The sequence below is a fragment of the Pseudomonas sp. CGJS7 genome (assembly GCF_036961695.1).
This window is the reverse complement of sequence record NZ_JBAMDI010000043.1, coordinates 58,683-79,445: the sequence shown is the minus strand read 5'-3', so window position 1 is coordinate 79,445 and position 20,763 is coordinate 58,683. Positions and strand designations below refer to the sequence as shown.

Annotated in this window: 17 protein-coding genes; 5 read left to right on the top strand and 12 right to left on the bottom strand. The window is 55.8% G+C overall.

What is annotated here, in order from left to right:
• Nucleotides 1-171: 171 nt before the first annotated feature.
• From V7787_RS24525 to dnaA, 12 genes are all read right to left on the bottom strand, one after another.
• The gene (locus tag V7787_RS24525) at nucleotides 172-1,041 is read right to left on the bottom strand and encodes a hypothetical protein (protein WP_336089839.1); all 870 of its coding nucleotides are present in this window, start codon (nucleotides 1,039-1,041) and stop codon (nucleotides 172-174) included.
• 2 nt (nucleotides 1,042-1,043) lie between these two features.
• The gene (locus tag V7787_RS24520; protein ID WP_126404318.1) at nucleotides 1,044-1,727 is read right to left on the bottom strand and encodes a transcriptional regulator; all 684 of its coding nucleotides are present in this window, start codon (nucleotides 1,725-1,727) and stop codon (nucleotides 1,044-1,046) included.
• On the bottom strand, nucleotides 1,724-2,566 hold the full coding sequence (locus tag V7787_RS24515; RefSeq protein WP_010951432.1) for a TIGR04255 family protein: 843 nt from the start codon (nucleotides 2,564-2,566) through the stop codon (nucleotides 1,724-1,726). Before V7787_RS24515 ends, V7787_RS24520 begins: the two co-directional genes overlap by 4 nt.
• A gap of 646 nt (nucleotides 2,567-3,212) precedes the next feature.
• The gene (locus tag V7787_RS24510; protein WP_010951431.1) at nucleotides 3,213-3,572 is read right to left on the bottom strand and encodes a histone-like nucleoid-structuring protein, MvaT/MvaU family; all 360 of its coding nucleotides are present in this window, start codon (nucleotides 3,570-3,572) and stop codon (nucleotides 3,213-3,215) included.
• Nucleotides 3,573-3,628: 56 nt separating this feature from the next.
• Nucleotides 3,629-5,545, bottom strand: a complete 1,917-nt coding sequence (locus V7787_RS24505; RefSeq protein ID WP_010951430.1) for a TniQ family protein — start codon at nucleotides 5,543-5,545, stop codon at nucleotides 3,629-3,631.
• Between the two features lie 75 nt (nucleotides 5,546-5,620).
• A complete protein-coding gene (locus V7787_RS24500; protein WP_010951429.1) occupies nucleotides 5,621-6,580 on the bottom strand; it encodes a TniB family NTP-binding protein in 960 nt (319 codons plus the stop codon).
• The gene (locus V7787_RS24495; protein WP_011953078.1) at nucleotides 6,577-8,535 is read right to left on the bottom strand and encodes a DDE-type integrase/transposase/recombinase; all 1,959 of its coding nucleotides are present in this window, start codon (nucleotides 8,533-8,535) and stop codon (nucleotides 6,577-6,579) included. Before V7787_RS24495 ends, V7787_RS24500 begins: the two co-directional genes overlap by 4 nt.
• Complete coding sequence (locus tag V7787_RS24490; protein WP_011953077.1) at nucleotides 8,516-9,154, bottom strand: TnsA endonuclease N-terminal domain-containing protein; 639 nt, start codon at nucleotides 9,152-9,154, stop codon at nucleotides 8,516-8,518. Before V7787_RS24490 ends, V7787_RS24495 begins: the two co-directional genes overlap by 20 nt.
• Nucleotides 9,155-9,990: 836 nt before the next feature.
• Nucleotides 9,991-12,411 carry a DNA topoisomerase (ATP-hydrolyzing) subunit B gene (gene gyrB, locus V7787_RS24485; protein WP_064491469.1) on the bottom strand — a complete coding sequence of 807 codons (2,421 nt, stop codon included), beginning with the start codon at nucleotides 12,409-12,411 and terminating at the stop codon, nucleotides 9,991-9,993.
• A 4-nt stretch (nucleotides 12,412-12,415) separates the two neighbouring features.
• Nucleotides 12,416-13,519, bottom strand: coding sequence for a DNA replication/repair protein RecF (gene recF / locus V7787_RS24480; RefSeq protein WP_064491470.1), 1,104 nt, complete (start codon nucleotides 13,517-13,519; stop codon nucleotides 12,416-12,418).
• Nucleotides 13,520-13,534: 15 nt separating this feature from the next.
• A complete protein-coding gene (gene dnaN, locus V7787_RS24475; protein ID WP_020192712.1) occupies nucleotides 13,535-14,638 on the bottom strand; it encodes a DNA polymerase III subunit beta in 1,104 nt (367 codons plus the stop codon).
• A gap of 40 nt (nucleotides 14,639-14,678) precedes the next feature.
• Nucleotides 14,679-16,199, bottom strand: coding sequence for a chromosomal replication initiator protein DnaA (gene dnaA / locus V7787_RS24470; RefSeq protein WP_064491471.1), 1,521 nt, complete (start codon nucleotides 16,197-16,199; stop codon nucleotides 14,679-14,681).
• 595 nt (nucleotides 16,200-16,794) lie between these two features.
• On the opposite strand from dnaA, the gene rpmH reads away from it, so the two are divergent.
• The 5 genes from rpmH (at nucleotide 16,795) to mnmE (ending at nucleotide 20,728) form a co-directional block, all read left to right on the top strand.
• The gene (gene rpmH, locus V7787_RS24465; RefSeq protein ID WP_003253163.1) at nucleotides 16,795-16,929 is read left to right on the top strand and encodes a 50S ribosomal protein L34; all 135 of its coding nucleotides are present in this window, start codon (nucleotides 16,795-16,797) and stop codon (nucleotides 16,927-16,929) included.
• 13 nt (nucleotides 16,930-16,942) lie between these two features.
• A complete protein-coding gene (gene rnpA / locus V7787_RS24460) occupies nucleotides 16,943-17,347 on the top strand; it encodes a ribonuclease P protein component (protein WP_003253166.1) in 405 nt (134 codons plus the stop codon).
• A complete protein-coding gene (gene yidD / locus V7787_RS24455) occupies nucleotides 17,340-17,585 on the top strand; it encodes a membrane protein insertion efficiency factor YidD (RefSeq protein ID WP_003253169.1) in 246 nt (81 codons plus the stop codon). The genes rnpA and yidD overlap by 8 nt, the downstream gene beginning before the upstream one ends.
• A gap of 2 nt (nucleotides 17,586-17,587) precedes the next feature.
• A complete protein-coding gene (gene yidC / locus V7787_RS24450) occupies nucleotides 17,588-19,270 on the top strand; it encodes a membrane protein insertase YidC (protein WP_010951425.1) in 1,683 nt (560 codons plus the stop codon).
• A gap of 87 nt (nucleotides 19,271-19,357) precedes the next feature.
• A complete protein-coding gene (mnmE, locus tag V7787_RS24445) occupies nucleotides 19,358-20,728 on the top strand; it encodes a tRNA uridine-5-carboxymethylaminomethyl(34) synthesis GTPase MnmE (RefSeq protein WP_064491472.1) in 1,371 nt (456 codons plus the stop codon).
• Nucleotides 20,729-20,763 lie beyond the last annotated feature (35 nt).

The following is a 20,763-nucleotide window of genomic DNA, read 5'->3' as shown; positions in this document are numbered from 1 at the left end:
CCTAGAAACAACTAACCCCCTGGTGCGCAGTACAGGTCTGGGACCTGCCCGAGGCGTGGGGGCTATTCTTGGAGCGACAGTGACACCGGCTCCGGAGAAAATCAATTGGTTTGTAGAGCAGCCGGTCAGCTAAGGTCAAACCCAGATCCTAAAGGGGAGGCCGATAGCAGCTCAGTCAGCATCATCGGCACCTTCTTCATCTTCATCGGTATCCCCAACACTGAGCCAGTCGTGAAGGTTGTACCGCACGAAGTCTTCCGCATCGAGCATGGTAAAGTCTTGGAGCACCGTGACGTCTGCTCCACCGAAGTACAGCCCATCGTTGAGATTTCTGGCCACCCCGAGCAATTCATTCAGCTGGTCGTGCAGCTCATTTGCGCGCCTGGCGTGCTCTCGTTTGGTCAAAAACCGGAACACCACCTCGTAGGGCTCAGCCGGGTCGCGAATCTCGCCCTTGGGGTTGAAGGAAACCCAAGCACTAGCGAAAAATTGGTTGTTCTGATGGAGGAAATCGTCGACAAGCACGGCGATGCCCTTCATGCCGTCGTCACCTTGGTCTGCCTTCAGGCGGTTGACCAACTCGTCCGGCATCGCAATACGGTTGTAATGGTGGGACATCCAGTATGAGAAATACTGACCGTTTTCTTCGCTCAGCGTGATTACCGGATTTCGGTGGAGCGTCGGAAGCACGGCTCTCTTGGTCCACACACGCTTGTGAATCTTGAGCTCCATAACCTGCTTTTCCGCGTGCTGCAGGTGCAGCGTACGTGGATTGAGGGCGTGCAGCTGCTTATCGAAGGCCTTTTTCTTTACCTTAACGGCAATCCACTCTATCCACGGCGCATCACAAAGGTTGCGTGCATGCACCGTGCAGGAATGGGAGGCCAACATCCAATAAGCTGGAGCCACCCCCTCGAATTGGCCTTTCAGGACCTCCTCGGATATGTGTTCAATCAAGGCGTCACCTGAGACGGTATCTCCTTGCAGCCAACCAGAAGCGCTAATGGCACTTACGATCTCTTGCTCAGGTGTATCAGCCATAATCAAACCAAATTCGAACCGCCCGATTTTTCTAACCTGGCGATGGTTTTGAGGTCCCTATCACGTAGCTGCTGCGCCTTGCCAGCCAACTCCGCAACCATTCCGTACACACCTTTAGCGCCATTTCGATTCCACGCTTCATCCGAAAGCGCATCCTGAATCAGGCGGCCATCGGCGGTTGGATAGAAAAGCACCCGATGCAGATACTGCGCTTCTTCGGCGTTAACTTGGCGCAACGCCTCAGTTAAAGCCGCAAGCCTCTCGGGAAAACCAGTGGCGGTTTTTCCAGTCCGCCAATTGTACACGGTCTGACGAGACACGTTGAAGATCTGCGCGATGGAGCTATCTGACAACTTGAAGTCGCTCCTAAGCTCCTCGATTAAGGCCGGCGCTACGTCTTCGGTAACATTGGCATCCTGGCTGGTGTCCACCTCGGTCCAGGCACCAGCATGCACGCCATGAAAGCTCATGCCTGCTGAGCCGATAAGTTGTGGATAGGGCAGGGAGGCAGTCCCAGGAGCGACTACTACCGAAACGGCCAGCATCGCTGTGAAAGCAATCGCCAATACAGGGTTTGCTGTCGTGCTACCTACACGCGGAGCAATTTCAGGGTTTTCCCAAGTAGAAGATCTGCTTACAGCAGCCCCGGTAGGATCAATCCATTGCCCATTCATTGCTGTAGTCATTTCGCCTTCCCCCAAACCTCAAAGGCATGATCTTTCGCGACTGTCCTAAAAGCAAAGTTAGCAGTCTTATGCAAACCGTCGAGTCTCGTGCAGATCTCCTCGGTTCCCAGTCGTTCGGCTAACTGCAGCGGCCAATGCGCATCCGTATCGAGAAGAGCACCATTTTCGCTAACAGGCACAAATGCACCTTGCAGAGGAGCACCATGCTTGGATGAATTCCTCGATTGCTTAGCAATTTCGAAAACCATGGCCGGCTCGACCAAATCTTCCGGTATCCACATACCAGTCTGCCGCCAGCATCTGATGTGCAGATACTCCGGATCTAGATGGTAGGTGGTAGTAGAGATTCCAAGCTGCTCCTTGGGGACTTTCCCATGCGCCGCTAGCTCATCGCATTTAAGTGGGAGCATGGCTTCCGGAAGGTAGTCGGCTAGGGTCTCACCTTCAGCTGGTTCAATTTTATCGACGTACCGCATCCCGATAGCGGTGATATCCAATGCACCTGCTTGCCCTACCAGCGCCTCAATGCACTCACGGAAAAGCGCTAAGTGGTTATCAAAATGAAGATAATTTGTGCTTTGCAGGATCATGTGATCCATGGCCAGCACGCACGCGTAGTCAGCATCCCGATTAAGGAACGCCCAAGAATTCGGTTCTCCGCTGTGCATCACTCCAGGCGGCACGCCCTTGACCATCTGGAAGAAGCCCGGGAGGCTCTGACGGATCGTGTGCTGAATGTCTGGGATCAGCTTTGGCAGCTTAAGAATCGGGGCAAATCTGATTACGCTCAACGCATAGATAAGCGGCGCCCTTGCTAAGACCCCTTCGCGTTCTGACATGTTAACTCCTCCACCGCTCCCCAACGAGGGACCGGATTCTACATCATTTGACAAATCCTTTGACAAGAACTGTATAGCAGGGCCTTTCGATTTGACAAGCGGTCCCCGTGAGGAATGGAGTGCAGAAAACGCCTCCATCAGGAGCTTACTCGTCATTCCAGAAAAGCCTCTACAGACACCATCGCTAAGCCTCTGAGGAAGCACGAATTTTTAATCAGAGCTCTTCCTAGCAGTGAGAAGAAACTCAACGAATCGTCACCAGATAGCTCAATCCAGGGGAACGCTTGCTCTGATGGGGTGGTTCAGAAACGTGCTGTCTGGTCCAGATTTCTCATCTACGAAGAGCACGAAGAGCTCTTGGATCCAGAGTTTGAGGCCGTGATTGGCTGAATGGAGAGGTCGGAAAGAGGAGGGGTGATCCAGTGAAGCACAAGCGCAGTCAGGAGGCTTGCGATGGTGTTCACTGAGATTGAGACGAGAGCATTCCGCATTTTGGAGAGTCCATTTTTTGAAGTGGACCTCTATTTAATGCGCATAAACTGTGTGTCACCACCACCCGCAGAAAATTTCGTCACGCCCCAGAATGGGAATTTGCATTCGGGGCGCACCACGATTCATCTCGTGCCAGAAGCCGCCTGCAGTGCAATCAATTGGCGAGCCAAGACTCGACTACCTCAGCGCCATACTCGTTTTTCCAGGCCTTAAGCGTACGCTGATTACCACCCTTGGTCTCAACAACCTCTCCGCTGTGTGGATTCTTGTAGACCTTCACTTCGCGTGGTTTCCGAGAGGTTTTTGGGGCCATATCAGTGGAAGCCACCGCTTGCGGATCGAGGATCAGCACCACTTGGCGCAGGCCGTAGCCATACTCGTTGAGCAAACTGCGCAGCTTCGTTTCAAATTCCATTTCCTGCTTCAGGGCAGAGTCATTTTTCAGCGCTTCCAGCTCCGCCAGTTGGGCTGCGAGCTGTTGTTCGAGCAGGCGGAATTCAGCGAGACGGGACATAAGATTCTCCAAAATGGGTTCGATGATTTTAGCAATCAAGAAAGAAAGCGTGCTAACTATCTTGATCCCACATGCCTGAATCGGCAATCACGAGGCTGAGCGATCGGTGTGGATAAAAACGTGATGGCTTCAGGATCGTCGATCTGGGCGGCTTCACTTGCGAGGTAATCGATCAGCTTTTTGCTTCTTACCCAAACGTACTGCCGGCAAGCCGCGTTTGGAATGGATGGCCCCGCAACGGGGCGAAACCTGGCCTCCCAAAGGTGCTTGAACGCCTCCCTGGTCGACTTCCCCAAATACACCGCAATCTCCGGTCCCAAGATATAGCCACGCCTGAATCTGTCGATGGCTTGAGGCTTAACCATCAATTGCGTACGCCGGCCTCGTTCGACAGCAGTGCTCCATAGCAGACCCAGTCGAACGAACGCGTATGCGCATTGTTCTTTGACGCCTAACAGCGCAGCAGCCTTGACTACCGACAGGCCGGGAAAGACCGGACTCTTGTTCTCAGCTCGGGCTTGTTGCCACGCTGCAAAATCTTGCGGCTTGAGTAACCACGCCCCTACCGCAACCGAGCCATTCTCAGCTGGGCCGTAAGCGCGAAGTTCACCTGCACGTATTGCCTGAACCAACTCGACCAACCCACCCCCCTTGGGCAGAGAATGCTTGGCCAAGTAGTTGATCGACACCAGGCTCTGGTCAGAGCTGGTAGGCAGCTTCTCATCAATCAATTCGTTGATCGAGCGGCAGTCAATCAGCCACCTTTCGCCTGGGCGCGGTTCTCCACCAAAGAACTGGAGGGTACCACCAGCTAGCAGCTGCCTAACCCGATTGCGACAGAGGCTTAGCAAAGTCGAGGTTTCTTTCATATCAGCCACGCCCTGGAGATGCTGCGAGATTGCCTTCAAATGATCCAGGTCCACGACCGTAAAGACTCGATCTTCATGGACCTTCTCCCGATAGGCGATTTGTCCCTCCTGATGAAGGCGTTTTATGACTGATACCCCGAGACCACAAGCTTCAGCAGCAGAATCGAACGACACCCAACGATGTCTCTCAATCGTCTCCTCACTCAAATTGCGATTTCGCTTCGCTAACGGTGCTTCCCACGCATGCTGCAGAAATGATTCGAACTCTCGACGAAGAAAGTCAAAACAAGAGTCATCCAGATCACGGTGGATGTCGTGGTATATCGGGCCGAACGATCTGCTGAGCGTCCAATGTTCGTTATCGGAATGGACTGCCTTGAGGCCACTCAGCAGTTCTCTGAATGCGAGAGGCCAGTTCATGAGAACCACGCCCGCCGCGTTTGCCATAAGCCGCGATATCTCTAGCGAACCCGAATCAGCAACCTTCAGCGGCTGGGTTCTTTCCGTAGGCAAACTTCTGACAGCGAGACGCGATGACAACTCGTGAAACTGTTCGTAGGTGAGGGCCGCCAATCCCGCGTCAGCTGGCAACGAGTCGGCGTAAAACCTATCTTCAAAGCCAGAGGTGAGCCAGGCGGCCGTATCACTCGCCGGCGCGATCTCAAAATTGGTCCCACTCAATGAGGTGCCACACGCTTGGCAACTATTCGCACTCATTGCGCTTGGATCGGTTTCCTTCAGACAGTTGGGGCACCGCCCGTGGAGTTCAGTGCCGTGGACAGAACACGTCGTAACCAGGGTCAAGCCCCAGCTTTCTCTCCAATAACCGGCTTCGCCCAAACAGATCGGACAGTAACGAGCGTGATGAGTCGTCCATAACTTGACCCCCTTGGGCCTTGGATCACGAAACTCAGCAGATACCGCAGGCCAGCTCAGTGGTCCTTCCATCATCTGCAGCCAGTCCGCAACATCGGTCTCGTCGGCTCGTGCAAAGGCGGTGAGCAGTTCCTTTCTGGGTAATCCGTTGGCTTTCGCCAGGCGCTGCAGGTACCCCAAAAGACTTTCGTCTTGGTGTGGTCGTGGGTTGATTAAAAGACCAAACATTCCTACACATCCATGAAATCGAAGACATAAAAATCAGGGGAGTAGAGCCGGGCCGATAAGCCCGGCCCTTGGCCGTCAGGTACTGCTCTCTTCGAACGTCTCAAACGGCTCCCGCTTCCCGAACAGAGGCTGGAAATTGAAGCTCGCACTGAAGGGGTTTCGATCCTCGGTGGCGTAGCTCCAAACCTCGTCTTCAAAAGCCTGGGCCAGCACAGGAAGTTCAATCCCGACAAGGTCCTGGACTTGAACCAGCCAAACAGCCCTGTCCACAATCTTGATGAGGTAGTCGATCAATCCATAGGAAGCCAGGTAGAAGCGTTTAATCATCGCTGGCTCTACAAAACTGATGGTTTGAACAGGCAGTTCGCCCTCGATTGCCTGCAACAACATCACGAAATGAAGAGACGTATTAGCGGAGAAGGTGAAGCGATCGTATGCCACCGTGGCCGAAAACCTGCGTCGCAGTTGCTCGTTTGCTAGCAGGAGATTTTCGGTGCGCTTCAGCCCAATCAGAACAAACGCGATACTGGTTTCATTCATCAGACTCTTGATCCAGTCTGCTGCCTCATACGCACCATTACGACGATAATCGACCAGGTGCTGCGCCTCATCGAGGACCAACATCTCCACGCCAAGGTTCTTCAGCAGCAGGACTACTCGCGCAAATTTAACCTCTGCCGAATGTCCTCGTGCCTCTGCGAAGGGATCCTTCAGCTCTGCCAAAATGGCTGCTGCCAGGTTCTTTTTGGTTGGAGACGAAGGCATCTCGACGAACAGAACTGTCCGCTTCTGTGGGTCATGGCTCTCCAATTCCTCCAATGACCGAATGTACTCCTTGACCAATGTGCTCTTGCCCACTCCGCTTGGACCTTGGATCAGCAACCCTTTACTTGCTCTGGTACGCCGACTATCGCCGTGGATATCGCCTAGTCGCGTCAACGCTCGCTCGACTTGAGGGCTGTGAATAAAACGATCGCGGAGCGTAAAGCTGTATTCACCATGCTCGTAGCATTCGTACAGATTGATGGCGTTCATGGCTTAGAACTCCCAGCAGGGCGACGAACCGAGACCTTGAAGGCTGCTGGCGGAATGTTAGGAATAGAGTCACCGGTCCATTCCACTTCAGCGAGTACCTTGGGTGGAGGCGTGCTTTCGGTCACTCGACCCTCCTTGTCGATTTTCGCTATGGCAGCTGCGCGTCGTTTTCTGAGCGTCTGCGAACGGCGGGCCTCGTCTGCATCTTCCATAATTTCCTGGTAGCACCTGTGCGTAGCCTCGAAGCTAGGCTGCTCATTATATTTTTCTCGCAGCGCTTTCTCGGCAGCCTTCCACACCTCCCTGCTCTTACCGGCCATTCGCTCATCTTTGGCGGGCACTTTGAAGAACAAGTTTCTGAAGCGGTCGTGAACCCAAACGTGCCCGGCTTCGTCTCGATAGCGGACGTTTACCTTTTCTCCGTCTGCCAAACGCATACGGAGCTCAGCAAGTTCCGTAGAGTGGTAGCCCACTTTGGCAACCTCGATGCCGTAATGGTGAACCTTCACCGAGGCCCGCTTGGCCAGAATGCACTCCAACGAGTCCAGGTCGACGGGAAGGCTGATGACATGGTTCGCCTCGCTAGTCCCCCAGACTTGAGCCGGTGTTCTGTTGTCCAGCCCCCGATGAGGAGTCTGGTGGTAACCATCGACGATCCATTTCACTACCACCGCCTCCAATTGAGGGAGCGTGAAACATGCATTCTTCTCCGAGTCGTAATCGCCACGCTGCTGGATATTCGAGAAGGTGGTACCCGGGAGGTTGTGGATAAGCCCCAGGTTCTGTGTGCTGAAAAAGCGTTCGACGGCACCTTTCCTTTGAGGGGCCCTTGAAGCGGGATACATGATCTCGATACCCAACTCGTTGAATCCCATGATGAGATCGCCCGCGTGAAATTCCGCTGCGTTGTCTGGGACTATTCGAGCCGGCAGCCCACGTGCCCACCATTCATTTCTCACTTTCGGAAAGCGCTTCAGCAATTCGGCTTTTGGACGGATTGAGCGTTCGATCACACGAAGCACGGTTTCCGTATTTGGCGCCGACAGGTGGAGCAAATATCCCATCACCATTCGAGAGAAGCGGTCGAGGACGATCGTCAGATAGGGGCGCCCAATGCACAGCCCCGAGGTTTCATCCACAAGCTGGACGTCCAACAAGGTGTGATCAATTTCCCAACGTTCCAAAATCTCATGGACACGTAGGACACCCGCCGCAACACGGTGCTTCTTGTCTGCTGCGTGTTTTCCGAGCCTCTCCTTATCCACAAGGTACGGATCCAGCTTGGCGATGTACCTTCGGACAGTCATTCCGCTTGGGATCTTGAGCTGATCCGAAGGCAAACGACTTTTGTTCCTCTCTTTTATCTGATCCTCGAATTCTGAAACGACCACGCTGACCGCTGGAATCGTATCCTGCAGGTAGGTTTTATTAATCACCCCTTCAAGAATAACTTCGAGCTCTCCCTGTATCGCGGCAGCCCGACCCTTTTTGGCATGCTGAGGGATAAGCTTTACTACGTTCTGGCCAATGTATTTGGCTGCCCAACGTCGAATAGTGGAAACCGAGGGTGCGCACGCATCCCCAATCTTTTTGGCGATATCTCTAAGCTTCTTGATCATGTCTTCGTCACCCGGTAGCTTGTATTTACCGCGCTTAGTTAGGTCGTCCAGATACTTGCGTCGACGCAATGCCTCATCTCCATGTTTTTTGGGGAAGCATGAAATATCTGGAGGGACGTTCCGCACATACGGAACCCTCCCAAGGTATGGCTGATCAGCGGAGATCTCGATCTCGCGCTTCTCGTAGGCCTCATAGAACTCCTTCTCGGATAGCTTCGTGGGCTCACCAAGCTCATCGAAAAAGAGCAGCTTCCGGTCAATAAGCCTCTTCTCAAGCACCATCAGTACGCCACGAACGATGACGACCAATTTCACCCTAAGGGAAAAGGTTTGCATGACGGTGCCCCCCTTGCAGGAAGACCGGGGAGTCAGTGTCAATTGACCTATCAAGGTCAATGCCCACCACCCCAAGGCCTAACAAGCGCCAGGCTTTCCCCTCACCAACCACGTAGAGCAGATCTGCAACGGTCATAGGCGGCCATTCGTTGAAGGTCGCCATTACCTCCTCCAACGCCTGATGCGAAAGCTCTGGACCGCGCCGGTGATACATCAGCCTTCTAAGATTGGTAGCCAGGGGTTCAGCTTCAATTAACTTTTCAGTGATCACCGAAAAGTTACGGGCAGTGGCGTTGAAGTAGCGCTCAGCGGCATCCAGTCGCTGCCTGACGCTGGCAATCTTCAGTCGGTCGTGAGGCTTCACTTCAAACCACCACTCGCGCCCATCCGCGAGGAAAACCTGTACGTCTGGGTAATATTTGAAGTAGCCCTGGAGCGATGGAACACGTTCCTCACTGGGCTGCGGGACGTAGCCGATGACCGCAGGAGACAGCTCAAGAAGCCGAAAAAGAGCGCCTTCGAGCTGGGACTCCCAGGGCACAGGCTTTTTATTTTTGAGCGATGGGAAGTAGCCGCGGTAATGGTTGGACCGCCGCGTGACCACCTTTCGTACTGTCATGAAACACCTCCGAAAATCTCGAAACGAGCGCCGACGCTGCGCCAAAAAATCAAGGCGCAGGGCGGGCGAAGTGAGGCCTTTCGACAGGCAACACTGTGCCGTCGAGTAACCTCGCTAAGGTCGAAAAAATGGGAGAGGATTGACAGTCGCTTCGAAAAAGCAGACATTGCGGGTTCTGAGGACGCAAGTCTGCTTCGCTAAGCGCGGTCAGTCCTCTCGGGATTGATCGCGTTTTTCTACATTTTCAGGTCTCCTTTTCTCTCATTGGTCATGACTCTCATGACTGATCAGAATCTAAAGCAATCGGCTTGCTCTCTTTATTTCTAAACGGCCACTTCGTGATCGCTGGAGCAATTTGGATCAGGTCTGAAGCTCTCGCTTCAAACAGCTGATTTGGCTGAAAATCTTCAGTGCAAAGCGGAAAAGTTGGTCATAGATCTTATTCCAACATCCCTTCGAAATCTACAAAAAATCCAAAATGGCAACTTCCACCAAATTCCATTTCCATACTAAATTGTTCAAATTAATACTTAACACGTACGCTTAATTAACTATTAAGGTGTTCAAATATTAGTTTTAAAGTCCTCTCAATCTCTCTGCTGCTCAGATCCGCCCGCCGACCCTCTCAGCACTTCCAGCGCCCCATCAAATCACTTCCTCAAATCCCCCCATCTGCATCATTTTCCAATGAGCGGAGTAGGGCGCCCCGGCAGGAATTCCAGGCAAAAAAAAGCCCGCGAAGGCGGGCTTGATGGTGACCGACAGGGGCCATGGTTGAAGCCCGGCCGGTCATCTATTTGTGAAAGCGTGCAGCTTTTCTGTGAACCTACACCTGATCAGAAGTCCAGGTTCGACACCGACAGCGCGTTACTTTCGATGAAGTCACGACGCGGCTCGACCGCATCACCCATCAGGGTGTTGAAGATCTGGTCAGCGGCGATGGCATCTTCGATCGTGACCTTGAGCATACGGCGAACGGTCGGGTCCATGGTGGTTTCCCACAGTTGATCCGGGTTCATCTCACCCAGCCCTTTGTATCGCTGAATCGTATGGCGCTTGGTGGTCTCGTTCATCAGCCAATCTAGGCCCTCTTTGAACTCGACGATTGCCTTGCGGCGTTCACCGCGCTGCACGTACGCACCTTCACCCAACAGGCTCGAAAGCTTGGCACCAATGTTGACTACGGTACGGTAGTCATTGCTGCCGAAGAAATCGCGGTTGAAGGTGATGTAGCTGGCAAGACCGTGAGAGGTAATTTCCACTTCAGGCAGCCACACGTTGCGCTCTTTGTCTTCACGCAGGCTGGCGTTGTAAGCCAGGCCAGACTTCTGGCTGGAGTTCAGACGCGCCTGGAACTGGGCCAGCCAGGCCTGCATCACTGCGTGGTCACCCAACTGCTCCAGGGTCACCTCCGGCAGGTAGACGAAGTGCTCAGTCAGCTCTTCCGGGTACAAGCGCGACAGGCGCTTGAGAGTCTTCATGACACTACGGAACTCATTCACCAGCGCTTCCAGCTGCACACCGGAAACTGCTGGCGCCGATTCGTCCAGGTGCAGGCTGGCATCTTCCAGAGCCGACTGGGTCATGTACTCTTCCATGGCCTCATCGTCCTTGATGTACTGCTCCTGCTTGCCTCGTTTCACCTTGTACAGCGGCGGCTGGGCAATATAGATGTAGCCACGCTCGACCAGCTCCGGCAGCTGACGGAAGAAGAAGGTCAGCAGCAGCGTACGGATGTGCGAACCGTCAACGTCAGCATCGGTCATGATGATGATGTTGTGATAACGCAGTTTGTCGATGTTGTACTCTTCGCGGCCGATGCCACAGCCCAGCGCGGTGATCAGCGTGCCCACTTCCTGGGACGAAATCATCTTGTCGAAGCGCGCTTTCTCGACGTTGAGGATTTTACCCTTCAGCGGCAAGATCGCCTGGGTACGACGGTTGCGGCCTTGCTTGGCCGAGCCACCCGCAGAGTCACCCTCCACCAGGTACAGTTCAGAGAGAGCAGGATCCTTCTCTTGGCAGTCGGCCAGTTTGCCCGGCAGACCCGCGATATCCAGCGCACCTTTACGGCGAGTCATTTCACGGGCTTTACGGGCGGCTTCACGGGCGCGAGCCGCGTCGATCATCTTGCCCACGACGGCCTTCGCCTCGTTCGGGTTTTCCAGGAGGAAATCGGCGAAGTACTTGTTCATCTCCTGTTCCACGGCGGTTTTCACCTCCGAGGAGACCAGCTTGTCCTTGGTCTGCGAGCTGAACTTCGGGTCCGGTACCTTAACCGAGATGATTGCGGTCAGGCCTTCACGGGCGTCGTCGCCAGTGGTTGCCACCTTGTTCTTCTTGGCCAGGCCTTCCTGCTCGATGTAGCTGTTAAGGCTACGGGTCAGCGAGGAACGGAAACCCACCAGGTGGGTACCGCCATCACGCTGCGGAATATTGTTGGTAAAGCACAGCAGGTTTTCGTTGAAGCTGTCGTTCCATTGCAGGGCGACTTCAACACCCACGCCATCGTCACGCTGAACGTTGAAGTGGAACACCTGGGAGTTGACCGGCGTCTTGTTGGTGTTCAAGTACTCGACGAACGCACGCAGACCGCCTTCGTACTTGAAGAACTCTTCCTTACCGCTGCGCTCATCCTTCAGCAGAATGCCAACGCCCGAGTTAAGGAACGACAGCTCGCGGATGCGCTTGGCCAGGATGTCCCAGCTGAAGTGAATGTTCTTGAAGGTTTCAGCCGATGGCTTGAAGTGGATGTGGGTACCCGTGGATTCACTGTCACCGACAACCGCCATGGGCGCTTGTGGAACACCGTGAACGTAAGTCTGTTCCCAGATCTTGCCGCTACGGCGAACGGTCAGAACCAGCTTCTCGGACAGGGCGTTCACAACCGACACACCTACACCGTGCAGACCGCCGGATACTTTGTAAGAGTTGTCGTCGAACTTACCGCCGGCGTGCAGCACAGTCATGATGACCTCGGCTGCGGAAACGCCTTCTTCCTTATGCACATCGACCGGAATGCCGCGACCGTTGTCGCGCACACTGATAGATTCGTCCGGATGGATGATGACAGTGATGTCATCGCAGTGACCGGCGAGGGCTTCGTCGATCGAGTTGTCGACCACCTCGAAGACCATGTGGTGCAGGCCACTACCATCATCGGTGTCGCCAATGTACATGCCGGGACGCTTGCGTACGGCATCCAAACCTTTCAGCACCTTGATGCTGGAGGAGTCGTACGTTTGATTTTCGCTCATGCCTTCACTCCCGATGGTCGTGGGTCTGGGTGATACGGCCTTGTTCCACGTGGAACAAAGCAACTGGCGTTTCCGTCTGCCAGCCTTCCCTCAGTAATTCGTGATCTACACAGGTGATGAACACCTGGCAGCGTAATTCTTCAAGCAAGCGGCACAGTGCGCGGCGATGCTGTTCATCCAGTTCGGACGGCAAGTCATCCACGAGATAAATACAGTGACCGCGGCGAGCCTGACTGACGAGGTGGCCTTGGGCAATGCGCAATGCGCATACCACCAACTTTTGCTGACCACGCGACAGGATGTCGGCTGCGTTGTTGCCAGCCAACCGCAAACGCAGATCAGCACGCTGCGGACCGGCTTGGGTATGGCCCATCTGCTGATCGCGAAGGAGGGAGGAGGCGAGCACTTCTTGCAGTTCCCGGTCCTTGTCCCAGCCTCGGTAGTAGCTCAGGGTCAACCCGTCCAGCTCGACCAGTTCGCTCAGGGTTCGCTCGAAGACGGGCTTCAAGGCCTTGATGTAGTTGCGACGGTATTCATCTATTTCCGCGCTAGCCAGGCACAATTCCCGGTCCCAGGCGGCTTGCGAAGCTGGGTCAAGTGTACCATGACGCAACCATGAGTTCCGCTGCCGCAGCGCCTTCTGAAGGCGTTGCCAGGCTGGCAGAAAACGAGGTTCCACGTGGAACACCCCCCAGTCCAGAAACTGGCGGCGTATTTTTGGGGCACCTTCCAGCAGTCGGAAACTGTCTGGGTTGATGAGCTGAAGCGGCAGTAACTCAGCCAATTGCGCGGCGCTGCGCGCATTCTGCCCATCGATGCGAATAGTAAACTCCCCTTGTCGCTCACGGGACACACCCAGGTTGCTCGTACCACCCTCCGTCAGCTGAACCTCGCCGAACACAGTACAGGCAGCCTGTTCGTACTGAATAACCGGATTCAGGCGGGTGCTGCGAAATGAACGGGCCAGGCCGAGCAAATGCACGGCTTCGAGCACGCTGGTCTTGCCGCTGCCGTTGGCGCCGTAAAGGATGTTGATGCGGGGGGAGGGTAAGAGTGTCACCGGGTGCAAGTTGCGCACCGCGGTGACCATGATACGTCGAAGGGACATTTCGCCTGCTACAGGTTACAGGCGCATCGGCATGACAACGTAGGAAGAATCGTCATTGCCAGCTTCCTGCAGCAGCGCACTGCTGTTTGAATCGGACAAGATCAGACGAACTTGCTCAGTAGTCATCACGCCCAGCACGTCCAGCAAGTAGCTGACGTTGAAACCGATCTCCAGCGAGCTACCGTCATAGTCCACGCTGATTTCTTCTTCAGCTTCTTCCTGCTCGGGGTTGTTAGCCTGGATCTTCAGTTGACCGGCAGCCAGCTGCAGGCGAATACCGCGGTACTTTTCGTTGGAAAGAATCGCAGTACGGCTGAAGGCTTCACGCAGCGCCTGGCGGTCTCCGACGACCAGCTTGTCACCGCCTTTGGGCAGTACGCGCTCGTAGTCCGGGAATTTGCCGTCCACCAGCTTGGAGGTAAAGGTGAACTCGCCAGTAGTGGCGCGGATGTGATGCTGACCCAGCACGATGCTGACCATGCCTTCAGGATCGGTCAGCAGGCGCGCCAACTCCAGGATACCTTTACGCGGCACGATGACCTGGTGTCGATCTTCCTGCTCGATCGGCGCGCTCATCGAGCAAAGCGCCAGGCGGTGACCGTCGGTGGATACAGCGCGCAACGTGTTGCGGGAAACCTCAAGCAGCATACCGTTGAGGTAATAGCGCACATCCTGCTGGGCCATGGCGAAGCTGGTTCGCTCGATCAGGCGGCGCAGCTTGCTCTGCTCCAGGTTGCAGGTCAGCGAACCCGGGCCTTCTTCCACAGTCGGGAAGTCATTGGCAGGCAGGGTCGACAGGGTGAAGCGGCTGCGGCCGGCCTTTACCAACAATTTCTGCTCATCGACCTTGATATCGATCAGGGCGTCGTTAGGCAGGCTTTTGCAGATGTCCATCAGCTTGCGCGCAGGAACAGTGATCTCGCCAGGCTCGGCCGGCTCTTCCAGTTGCACGCGGCCTACCAGCTCGACTTCCAGGTCGGTACCGGTCAACGACAGTTGCTGGCCTTGTACGACCAGCAATACGTTGGACAGGACCGGCAAGGTCTGACGGCGCTCGACGACACCGGCGACCAGTTGCAGGGGTTTCAACAGGGCTTCGCGTTGAATGGTGAAATGCATGGTCTAGTCCCTTGCCTTCAATTAGCTGCGCAGACGGCCATCAGGTCGTCAGCGTCCGCAGCAGGTTCTTGTAGTCCTCGCGGATGTCCGCGTCGGATTCCTTCAGTTCATTGATTTTGCGGCAGGCGTGCAGCACGGTCGTATGGTCGCGACCACCGAACATGTCGCCAATTTCCGGCAGACTGTGGTTGGTCAACTCCTTGGACAGGGCCATGGCTACCTGACGCGGGCGCGCGACAGAACGCGAACGACGCTTGGACAACAGATCGGAGATCTTGATCTTGTAGTACTCAGCGACGGTACGCTGAATGTTATCCACACTGACCAGTTTGTCTTGCAGCGCCAACAGATCCTTGAGCGATTCACGAATCAGCTCGATGGTGATGTCACGCCCCATGAAGTGCGAGTGAGCGATAACCCGCTTCAGTGCACCTTCCAGCTCACGGACGTTGGACCGGATGCGCTGAGCGATGAAAAAGGCTGCGTCATGCGGGAGCTCGACTTTGGCCTGGTCGGCCTTCTTCATCAGGATCGCTACGCGGGTCTCCAGCTCTGGTGGCTCGACAGCCACCGTCAGGCCCCAACCAAAGCGCGACTTCAGACGCTCTTCCAGGCCTTCGATTTCCTTGGGATAGCGGTCAGAGGTAAGGATTACCTGCTGGCCGCCCTCGAGCAAGGCGTTGAAGGTGTGGAAAAACTCTTCCTGCGAGCGCTCTTTGCGAGCGAAGAACTGGATATCGTCGATCAACAACGCGTCCACCGAGCGGTAGAAGCGCTTGAATTCGTTGATGGCATTGAGTTGCAGCGCTTTGACCATGTCCGCGACGAAACGCTCCGAATGCAGGTACACCACCTTGGCGTTCGGATTTTTCTTCAGCAGATGGTTACCCACAGCATGCATAAGGTGGGTTTTACCCAAACCCACACCGCCATAAAGGAACAGCGGGTTGTAGCCATGCTTAGGGTTGTCCGCAACCTGCCAGGCAGCCGCGCGGGCGAGCTGGTTCGACTTACCTTCGACGAAGGTGTCAAAGGTAAAGGTCCGGTTCAGGTAACTGGTGTGCTTGAGCGCACCTTCAACCTGCACGGTGCGTTGTTCAGCCCGGCCACCACCACTGGGCGGCGCCGCAGCGGGCTCGGCCATGGCATCAAAGCTGTCACGCGAAGACGTCTCGACCAGTACAGGCTCGGCTGCAGCCACGGCAACGGGTTCAACCGCTGCGACAGGGGCCGTCTTGTGTGCCTGAGTCTGCGCCAGCGAAGCCGCAACGGCAGCGCTGACCGGCGCGTTGGGCGCAGCCCTTGGGGCCGAGCTGCGACGGCTACCTATTAATAAGGAAAGGGCTGGTGCAATGCCGCTACCGTTCTCACCCAACAGCTCGAGCAAGCGACCCAGGTACTTTTCATTGACCCAATCGAGAACGAAACGGTTAGGCGCATAGACGCGCAACTCGTCGCCTTCGGCTTCGACCTGTAGCGGACGGATCCAGGTGTTGAATTGCTGGGCAGGCAGTTCATCGCGCAGAAGCTCCACGCACTGCTGCCAAAGTTCCACTGACACGGATATCCCCTGAGTTTGAAAGCCGGATGAGGCAAAAACAAACCGCCATTGTACCGGTCGAGCGTTCAGTTATCCACATGTGGACACGTTAGGAACCACGACAAAACAGCCATTTATCGACCAAAACGGCTTTTCGCCTCTGTGAATAAGCCCTGTGGATAAACGACCCTGAGGGCTATGCACAACCCCAGCCCTTAGCCTGTTGATAACTCCGCTGTGGATAACAGGTGTTTTCATCCACAGCTTTCACTCACGATGGGAACAAGCGCAGCACGGGATCAGAACAAAGTTGTAAAACTCTGTACACCCCGTAATTCATGGGCCAGCGCAGGTTATCCACAGAAGGTTATCCACTTAAGAGTTATAAGTTCTTCAAAAAAGCTTTTTATATGTCTCTTCTTTTTTTTCATGTTGTCCCCGATCCGTGTGTCCGATCAAGCACCCCTTGGGCACTGATCAACAGGCACCGTCCATCACATGCTCTATATGGAAAGACTGGTTGGAAATTGACCTATGGGCTTGCTTTCTCTAGAATCGCCGGTCTCTTAAAAAGGGGGCCATCCCGGCCCGTCGTCGACAAACCAGGTAACACGCCATGAAACGTACTTTCCAACCAAGCACCATCAAGCGCGCCCGCACCCACGGTTTCCGTGCCCGTATGGCTACCAAGAACGGCCGTGCTGTTCTGTCGCGTCGTCGTGCCAAAGGCCGTAAGCGTCTGGCCATTTGATTTTTCGGCACAGGTGGTGAGTCAGGACTTCAGTCGGGAAAAGCGACTGCTTACACCCCGGCATTTCAAAGCGGTCTTCGACTCCCCAACCGGCAAGGTTCCAGGGAAAAACCTGCTGATCCTTGCTCGCGAGAACGGTCTCGATCACCCACGCCTTGGCTTGGTAATCGGCAAGAAGAGTGTCAAGCTCGCCGTTCAACGCAACCGCCTCAAGCGCTTGATGCGCGATTCCTTTCGTCTGAACCAGCAATTGCTTGCCGGTCTGGACATCGTGATCGTCGCGCGCAAGGGATTGGGTGAGATAGAAAACCCGGAATTGCACCAACACTTTGGCAAGCTCTGGAAACGCCTGGCGCGCAGCCGGCCGACACCAGCAGTCACCGCCAATTCCGCAGGGGTAGACAGCCAAGATGCGTAAACTGGCACTCGTTCCGATCCAGTTTTACCGTTATGCCATTAGTCCTCTGATGGCCAATCACTGTCGGTTTTTCCCCAGTTGCTCCTGTTACGCGTATGAAGCCATCGAAAACCATGGCATCTGGCGTGGTGGGTGGCTGGCCGTTCGTCGCCTGGGGCGTTGTCATCCGTGGAATGACGGCGGTTTCGACCCCGTTCCACCCGCTCCTTCCTCCCGAACTTCTTCGATAGCCGAGTAATCATGGATATTAAACGCACGATCCTGATCGCCGCGCTGGCAGTCGTGTCCTACGTCATGGTCCTGAAGTGGAACGATGACTACGGCCAGGCTGCCCTGCCGACTCAGAATACTGCTGCCAGCACTGTTGCTCCGGGCTTGCCCGATGGCGTGCCTGCCGGTAACAACGGTGCCAGCGCCGATGTACCGAGCGCCAACGCCGAATCGAGCCCTGCCGAACTGGCACCGGTCGCACTCAGCAAGGACCTGATCCGAGTCAAGACCGACGTTCTGGAACTGGCTATCGATCCGGTCGGTGGTGACATCGTCCAGCTGAACCTGCCGAAGTACCCACGCCGTCAAGACCACCCGAACATTCCATTCCAGTTGTTCGACAACGGTGGTGAGCGTGTTTACCTGGCACAAAGCGGTCTGACCGGTACCGACGGCCCGGATGCCCGCGCCAGCGGCCGTCCCCTGTATGCCGCCGAACAGAAGAGCTACCAGCTGGCCGATGGCCAGGAACAACTGGTGGTAGACCTGAAGTTCAGTGACAACGGTGTCAACTACATCAAGCGTTTCAGCTTCAAGCGCGGTGAGTACGACCTGAATGTCAGCTACCTGATCGACAACCAGAGCGGCCAGGCCTGGAACGGCAACATGTTTGCCCAGCTCAAGCGTGATGCCAGCGGCGATCCGTCCTCCAGTACCGCCACCGGCACCGCTACCTACCTGGGTGCTGCCCTGTGGACAGCTTCTGAGCCTTACAAAAAGGTCTCGATGAAGGACATCGACAAAGGTAGTTTGAAAGAAAATGTGTCCGGCGGCTGGGTTGCCTGGCTGCAGCACTACTTCGTGACCGCCTGGATTCCGGCCAAGTCGGACAACAACGTTGTCCAGACCCGCAAGGATAGCCAGGGCAACTACATCATCGGCTACACCGGCCCGGTTATCAGCGTACCGGCTGGCGGCAAGGTCGAAACCAGTGCCCTGCTGTACGCCGGCCCGAAGATCCAGTCCAAGCTGAAAGAGTTGTCCCCAGGCCTGGAATTGACCGTCGACTACGGCTTCCTGTGGTTCATCGCCCAGCCGATCTTCTGGCTGCTGCAACATATCCACAGCCTGCTGGGTAACTGGGGCTGGTCGATCATCGTGCTGACCATGTTGATCAAAGGCCTGTTCTTCCCGCTGTCGGCTGCCAGCTACCGCTCCATGGCGCGTATGCGTGCCGTTGCACCTAAGCTCGCCGCACTCAAGGAACGCTTCGGTGACGATCGCCAGAAGATGTCCCAGGCGATGATGGAGCTTTACAAGAAAGAGAAGATCAACCCACTGGGCGGCTGCCTGCCGATCCTGGTGCAGATGCCGGTATTCCTGGCCCTGTACTGGGTATTGCTGGAAAGCGTGGAAATGCGCCAGGCCCCATGGATCCTGTGGATTACCGACCTGTCGATCAAGGATCCGTTCTTCATCCTGCCGATCATCATGGGCGCCACCATGTTCATCCAGCAGCGCCTGAACCCGACTCCGCCGGATCCGATGCAGGCCAAGGTGATGAAAATGATGCCAATCATCTTCACCTTCTTCTTCCTGTGGTTCCCTGCCGGTCTGGTGCTGTACTGGGTTGTGAACAACTGCCTGTCGATTTCGCAGCAGTGGTACATCACTCGCCGTATCGAAGCAGCTACCAAAAAAGCTGCTGCTTGACGGGCTAATACGCTAGCCTGTGAATAAAAACGCCCCCTAGTGGGGCGTTTTTGCTATCTGTCGTTTTTGTCGTAGAGGCTTTCGAGCATGAACACTGTGCGTGAAACCATCGCCGCCATCGCCACGGCCCAGGGCCGGGGCGGTGTGGGAATTGTCAGGTTGTCCGGCCCTCTGGCTGCCAAGGCCGGCCTGTTGATCACCGGCCGCACCCTGACCCCGCGGCATGCCCATTACGGTCCGTTCCGCGACGATGAAGGGCTGGTGCTGGACGAAGGGATTGCTCTGTTCTTTCCAGGGCCTAATTCGTTCACTGGCGAGGACGTGCTTGAACTGCAGGGACACGGTGGCCCTGTGGTCTTGGACATGCTGCTGCAGCGCTGTGTACAAGTCGGCTGTCGTCTAGCCCGCCCGGGCGAGTTCAGCGAGCGCGCCTTCCTCAACGACAAGTTCGACCTGGCGCAGGCTGAAGCCATCGCCGACCTGATCGAAGCCAGTTCCAGCCAGGCAGCGCGCAACGCCCTGCGCTCGCTGCAAGGGGAATTCTCCAGGCGTGTGCACAGCCTCACCGAGGCGTTGATTGCCTTGCGTATTTACGTCGAGGCGGCAATCGATTTTCCTGAAGAAGAGATCGACTTCCTCGCCGATGGCCACGTGCTGTCGATGCTTGATGCCGTGCGCAGCGAGTTATCCACTGTGCAGCGCGAGGCCGGGCAGGGCGCCTTGCTGCGTGACGGCATGACGGTAGTCATTGCCGGCCGGCCGAATGCCGGTAAATCGAGCTTGCTGAACCAGCTGGCCGGGCGGGAAGCTGCGATCGTCACTGACATCGCTGGCACCACGCGGGATATCCTGCGCGAACATATCCACATCGACGGCATGCCGCTGCACGTTGTCGATACTGCCGGCTTGCGCGATACCGATGACCATGTGGAAAAGATCGGTGTGGAACGCGCCCTGAAGGCCATTGGCGAGGCAGACCGCGTTCTGCTGGTAGTCGACTCCACTGCGCCCGAGGCCAGCGACCCGTTCGCTTTGTGGCCTGAGTTTCTGGCTCAGCGGCCGGACCCGGCCAAGGTCACGCTGATTCGCAACAAGGCCGACCTGAGTGGTGAGCGGGTAGCGCTGGAACAGTGCGATGACGGCCATGTGACCATTACCCTGAGCGCCAAGGGCGACGACACAGGGCTGCAACTGCTCCGCGACCATCTGAAAGGCTGTATGGGTTATGAGCAGACTGCAGAGAGTGGCTTCAGCGCCCGCCGGCGCCATCTGGATGCTTTGCGCCAGGCCAGCGAGCACCTGGAGCACGGCCGTGCCCAATTGACCTTGGCGGGCGCGGGAGAGCTTCTGGCTGAGGACTTACGCCAGGCACAGCATGCGCTGGGGGAGATCACAGGAGCATTCAGCTCGGATGACCTGCTTGGGCGGATTTTCTCCAGCTTCTGCATCGGCAAGTAATCCACAGCCAAGCAAGGCCAAGCGCCGCTCCTTAG

Coding starts and splice junctions, on each gene's coding strand:
- V7787_RS24525 (WP_336089839.1), bottom strand. CDS start 1,041: ATGGCTGATACACCTGAGCAAGAGATCGTAAGTGCCATTAGCGCTTCT.
- V7787_RS24520 (WP_126404318.1), bottom strand. CDS start 1,727: ATGACTACAGCAATGAATGGGCAATGGATTGATCCTACCGGGGCTGCT.
- V7787_RS24515 (WP_010951432.1), bottom strand. CDS start 2,566: ATGTCAGAACGCGAAGGGGTCTTAGCAAGGGCGCCGCTTATCTATGCG.
- V7787_RS24510 (WP_010951431.1), bottom strand. CDS start 3,572: ATGTCCCGTCTCGCTGAATTCCGCCTGCTCGAACAACAGCTCGCAGCC.
- V7787_RS24505 (WP_010951430.1), bottom strand. CDS start 5,545: ATGTTTGGTCTTTTAATCAACCCACGACCACACCAAGACGAAAGTCTT.
- V7787_RS24500 (WP_010951429.1), bottom strand. CDS start 6,580: ATGAACGCCATCAATCTGTACGAATGCTACGAGCATGGTGAATACAGC.
- V7787_RS24495 (WP_011953078.1), bottom strand. CDS start 8,535: ATGCAAACCTTTTCCCTTAGGGTGAAATTGGTCGTCATCGTTCGTGGC.
- V7787_RS24490 (WP_011953077.1), bottom strand. CDS start 9,154: ATGACAGTACGAAAGGTGGTCACGCGGCGGTCCAACCATTACCGCGGC.
- gyrB (WP_064491469.1), bottom strand. CDS start 12,411: ATGAGCGAAAATCAAACGTACGACTCCTCCAGCATCAAGGTGCTGAAA.
- recF (WP_064491470.1), bottom strand. CDS start 13,519: ATGTCCCTTCGACGTATCATGGTCACCGCGGTGCGCAACTTGCACCCG.
- dnaN (WP_020192712.1), bottom strand. CDS start 14,638: ATGCATTTCACCATTCAACGCGAAGCCCTGTTGAAACCCCTGCAACTG.
- rpmH (WP_003253163.1), top strand. CDS start 16,795: ATGAAACGTACTTTCCAACCAAGCACCATCAAGCGCGCCCGCACCCAC.
- yidD (WP_003253169.1), top strand. CDS start 17,340: ATGCGTAAACTGGCACTCGTTCCGATCCAGTTTTACCGTTATGCCATT.
- yidC (WP_010951425.1), top strand. CDS start 17,588: ATGGATATTAAACGCACGATCCTGATCGCCGCGCTGGCAGTCGTGTCC.
- mnmE (WP_064491472.1), top strand. CDS start 19,358: ATGAACACTGTGCGTGAAACCATCGCCGCCATCGCCACGGCCCAGGGC.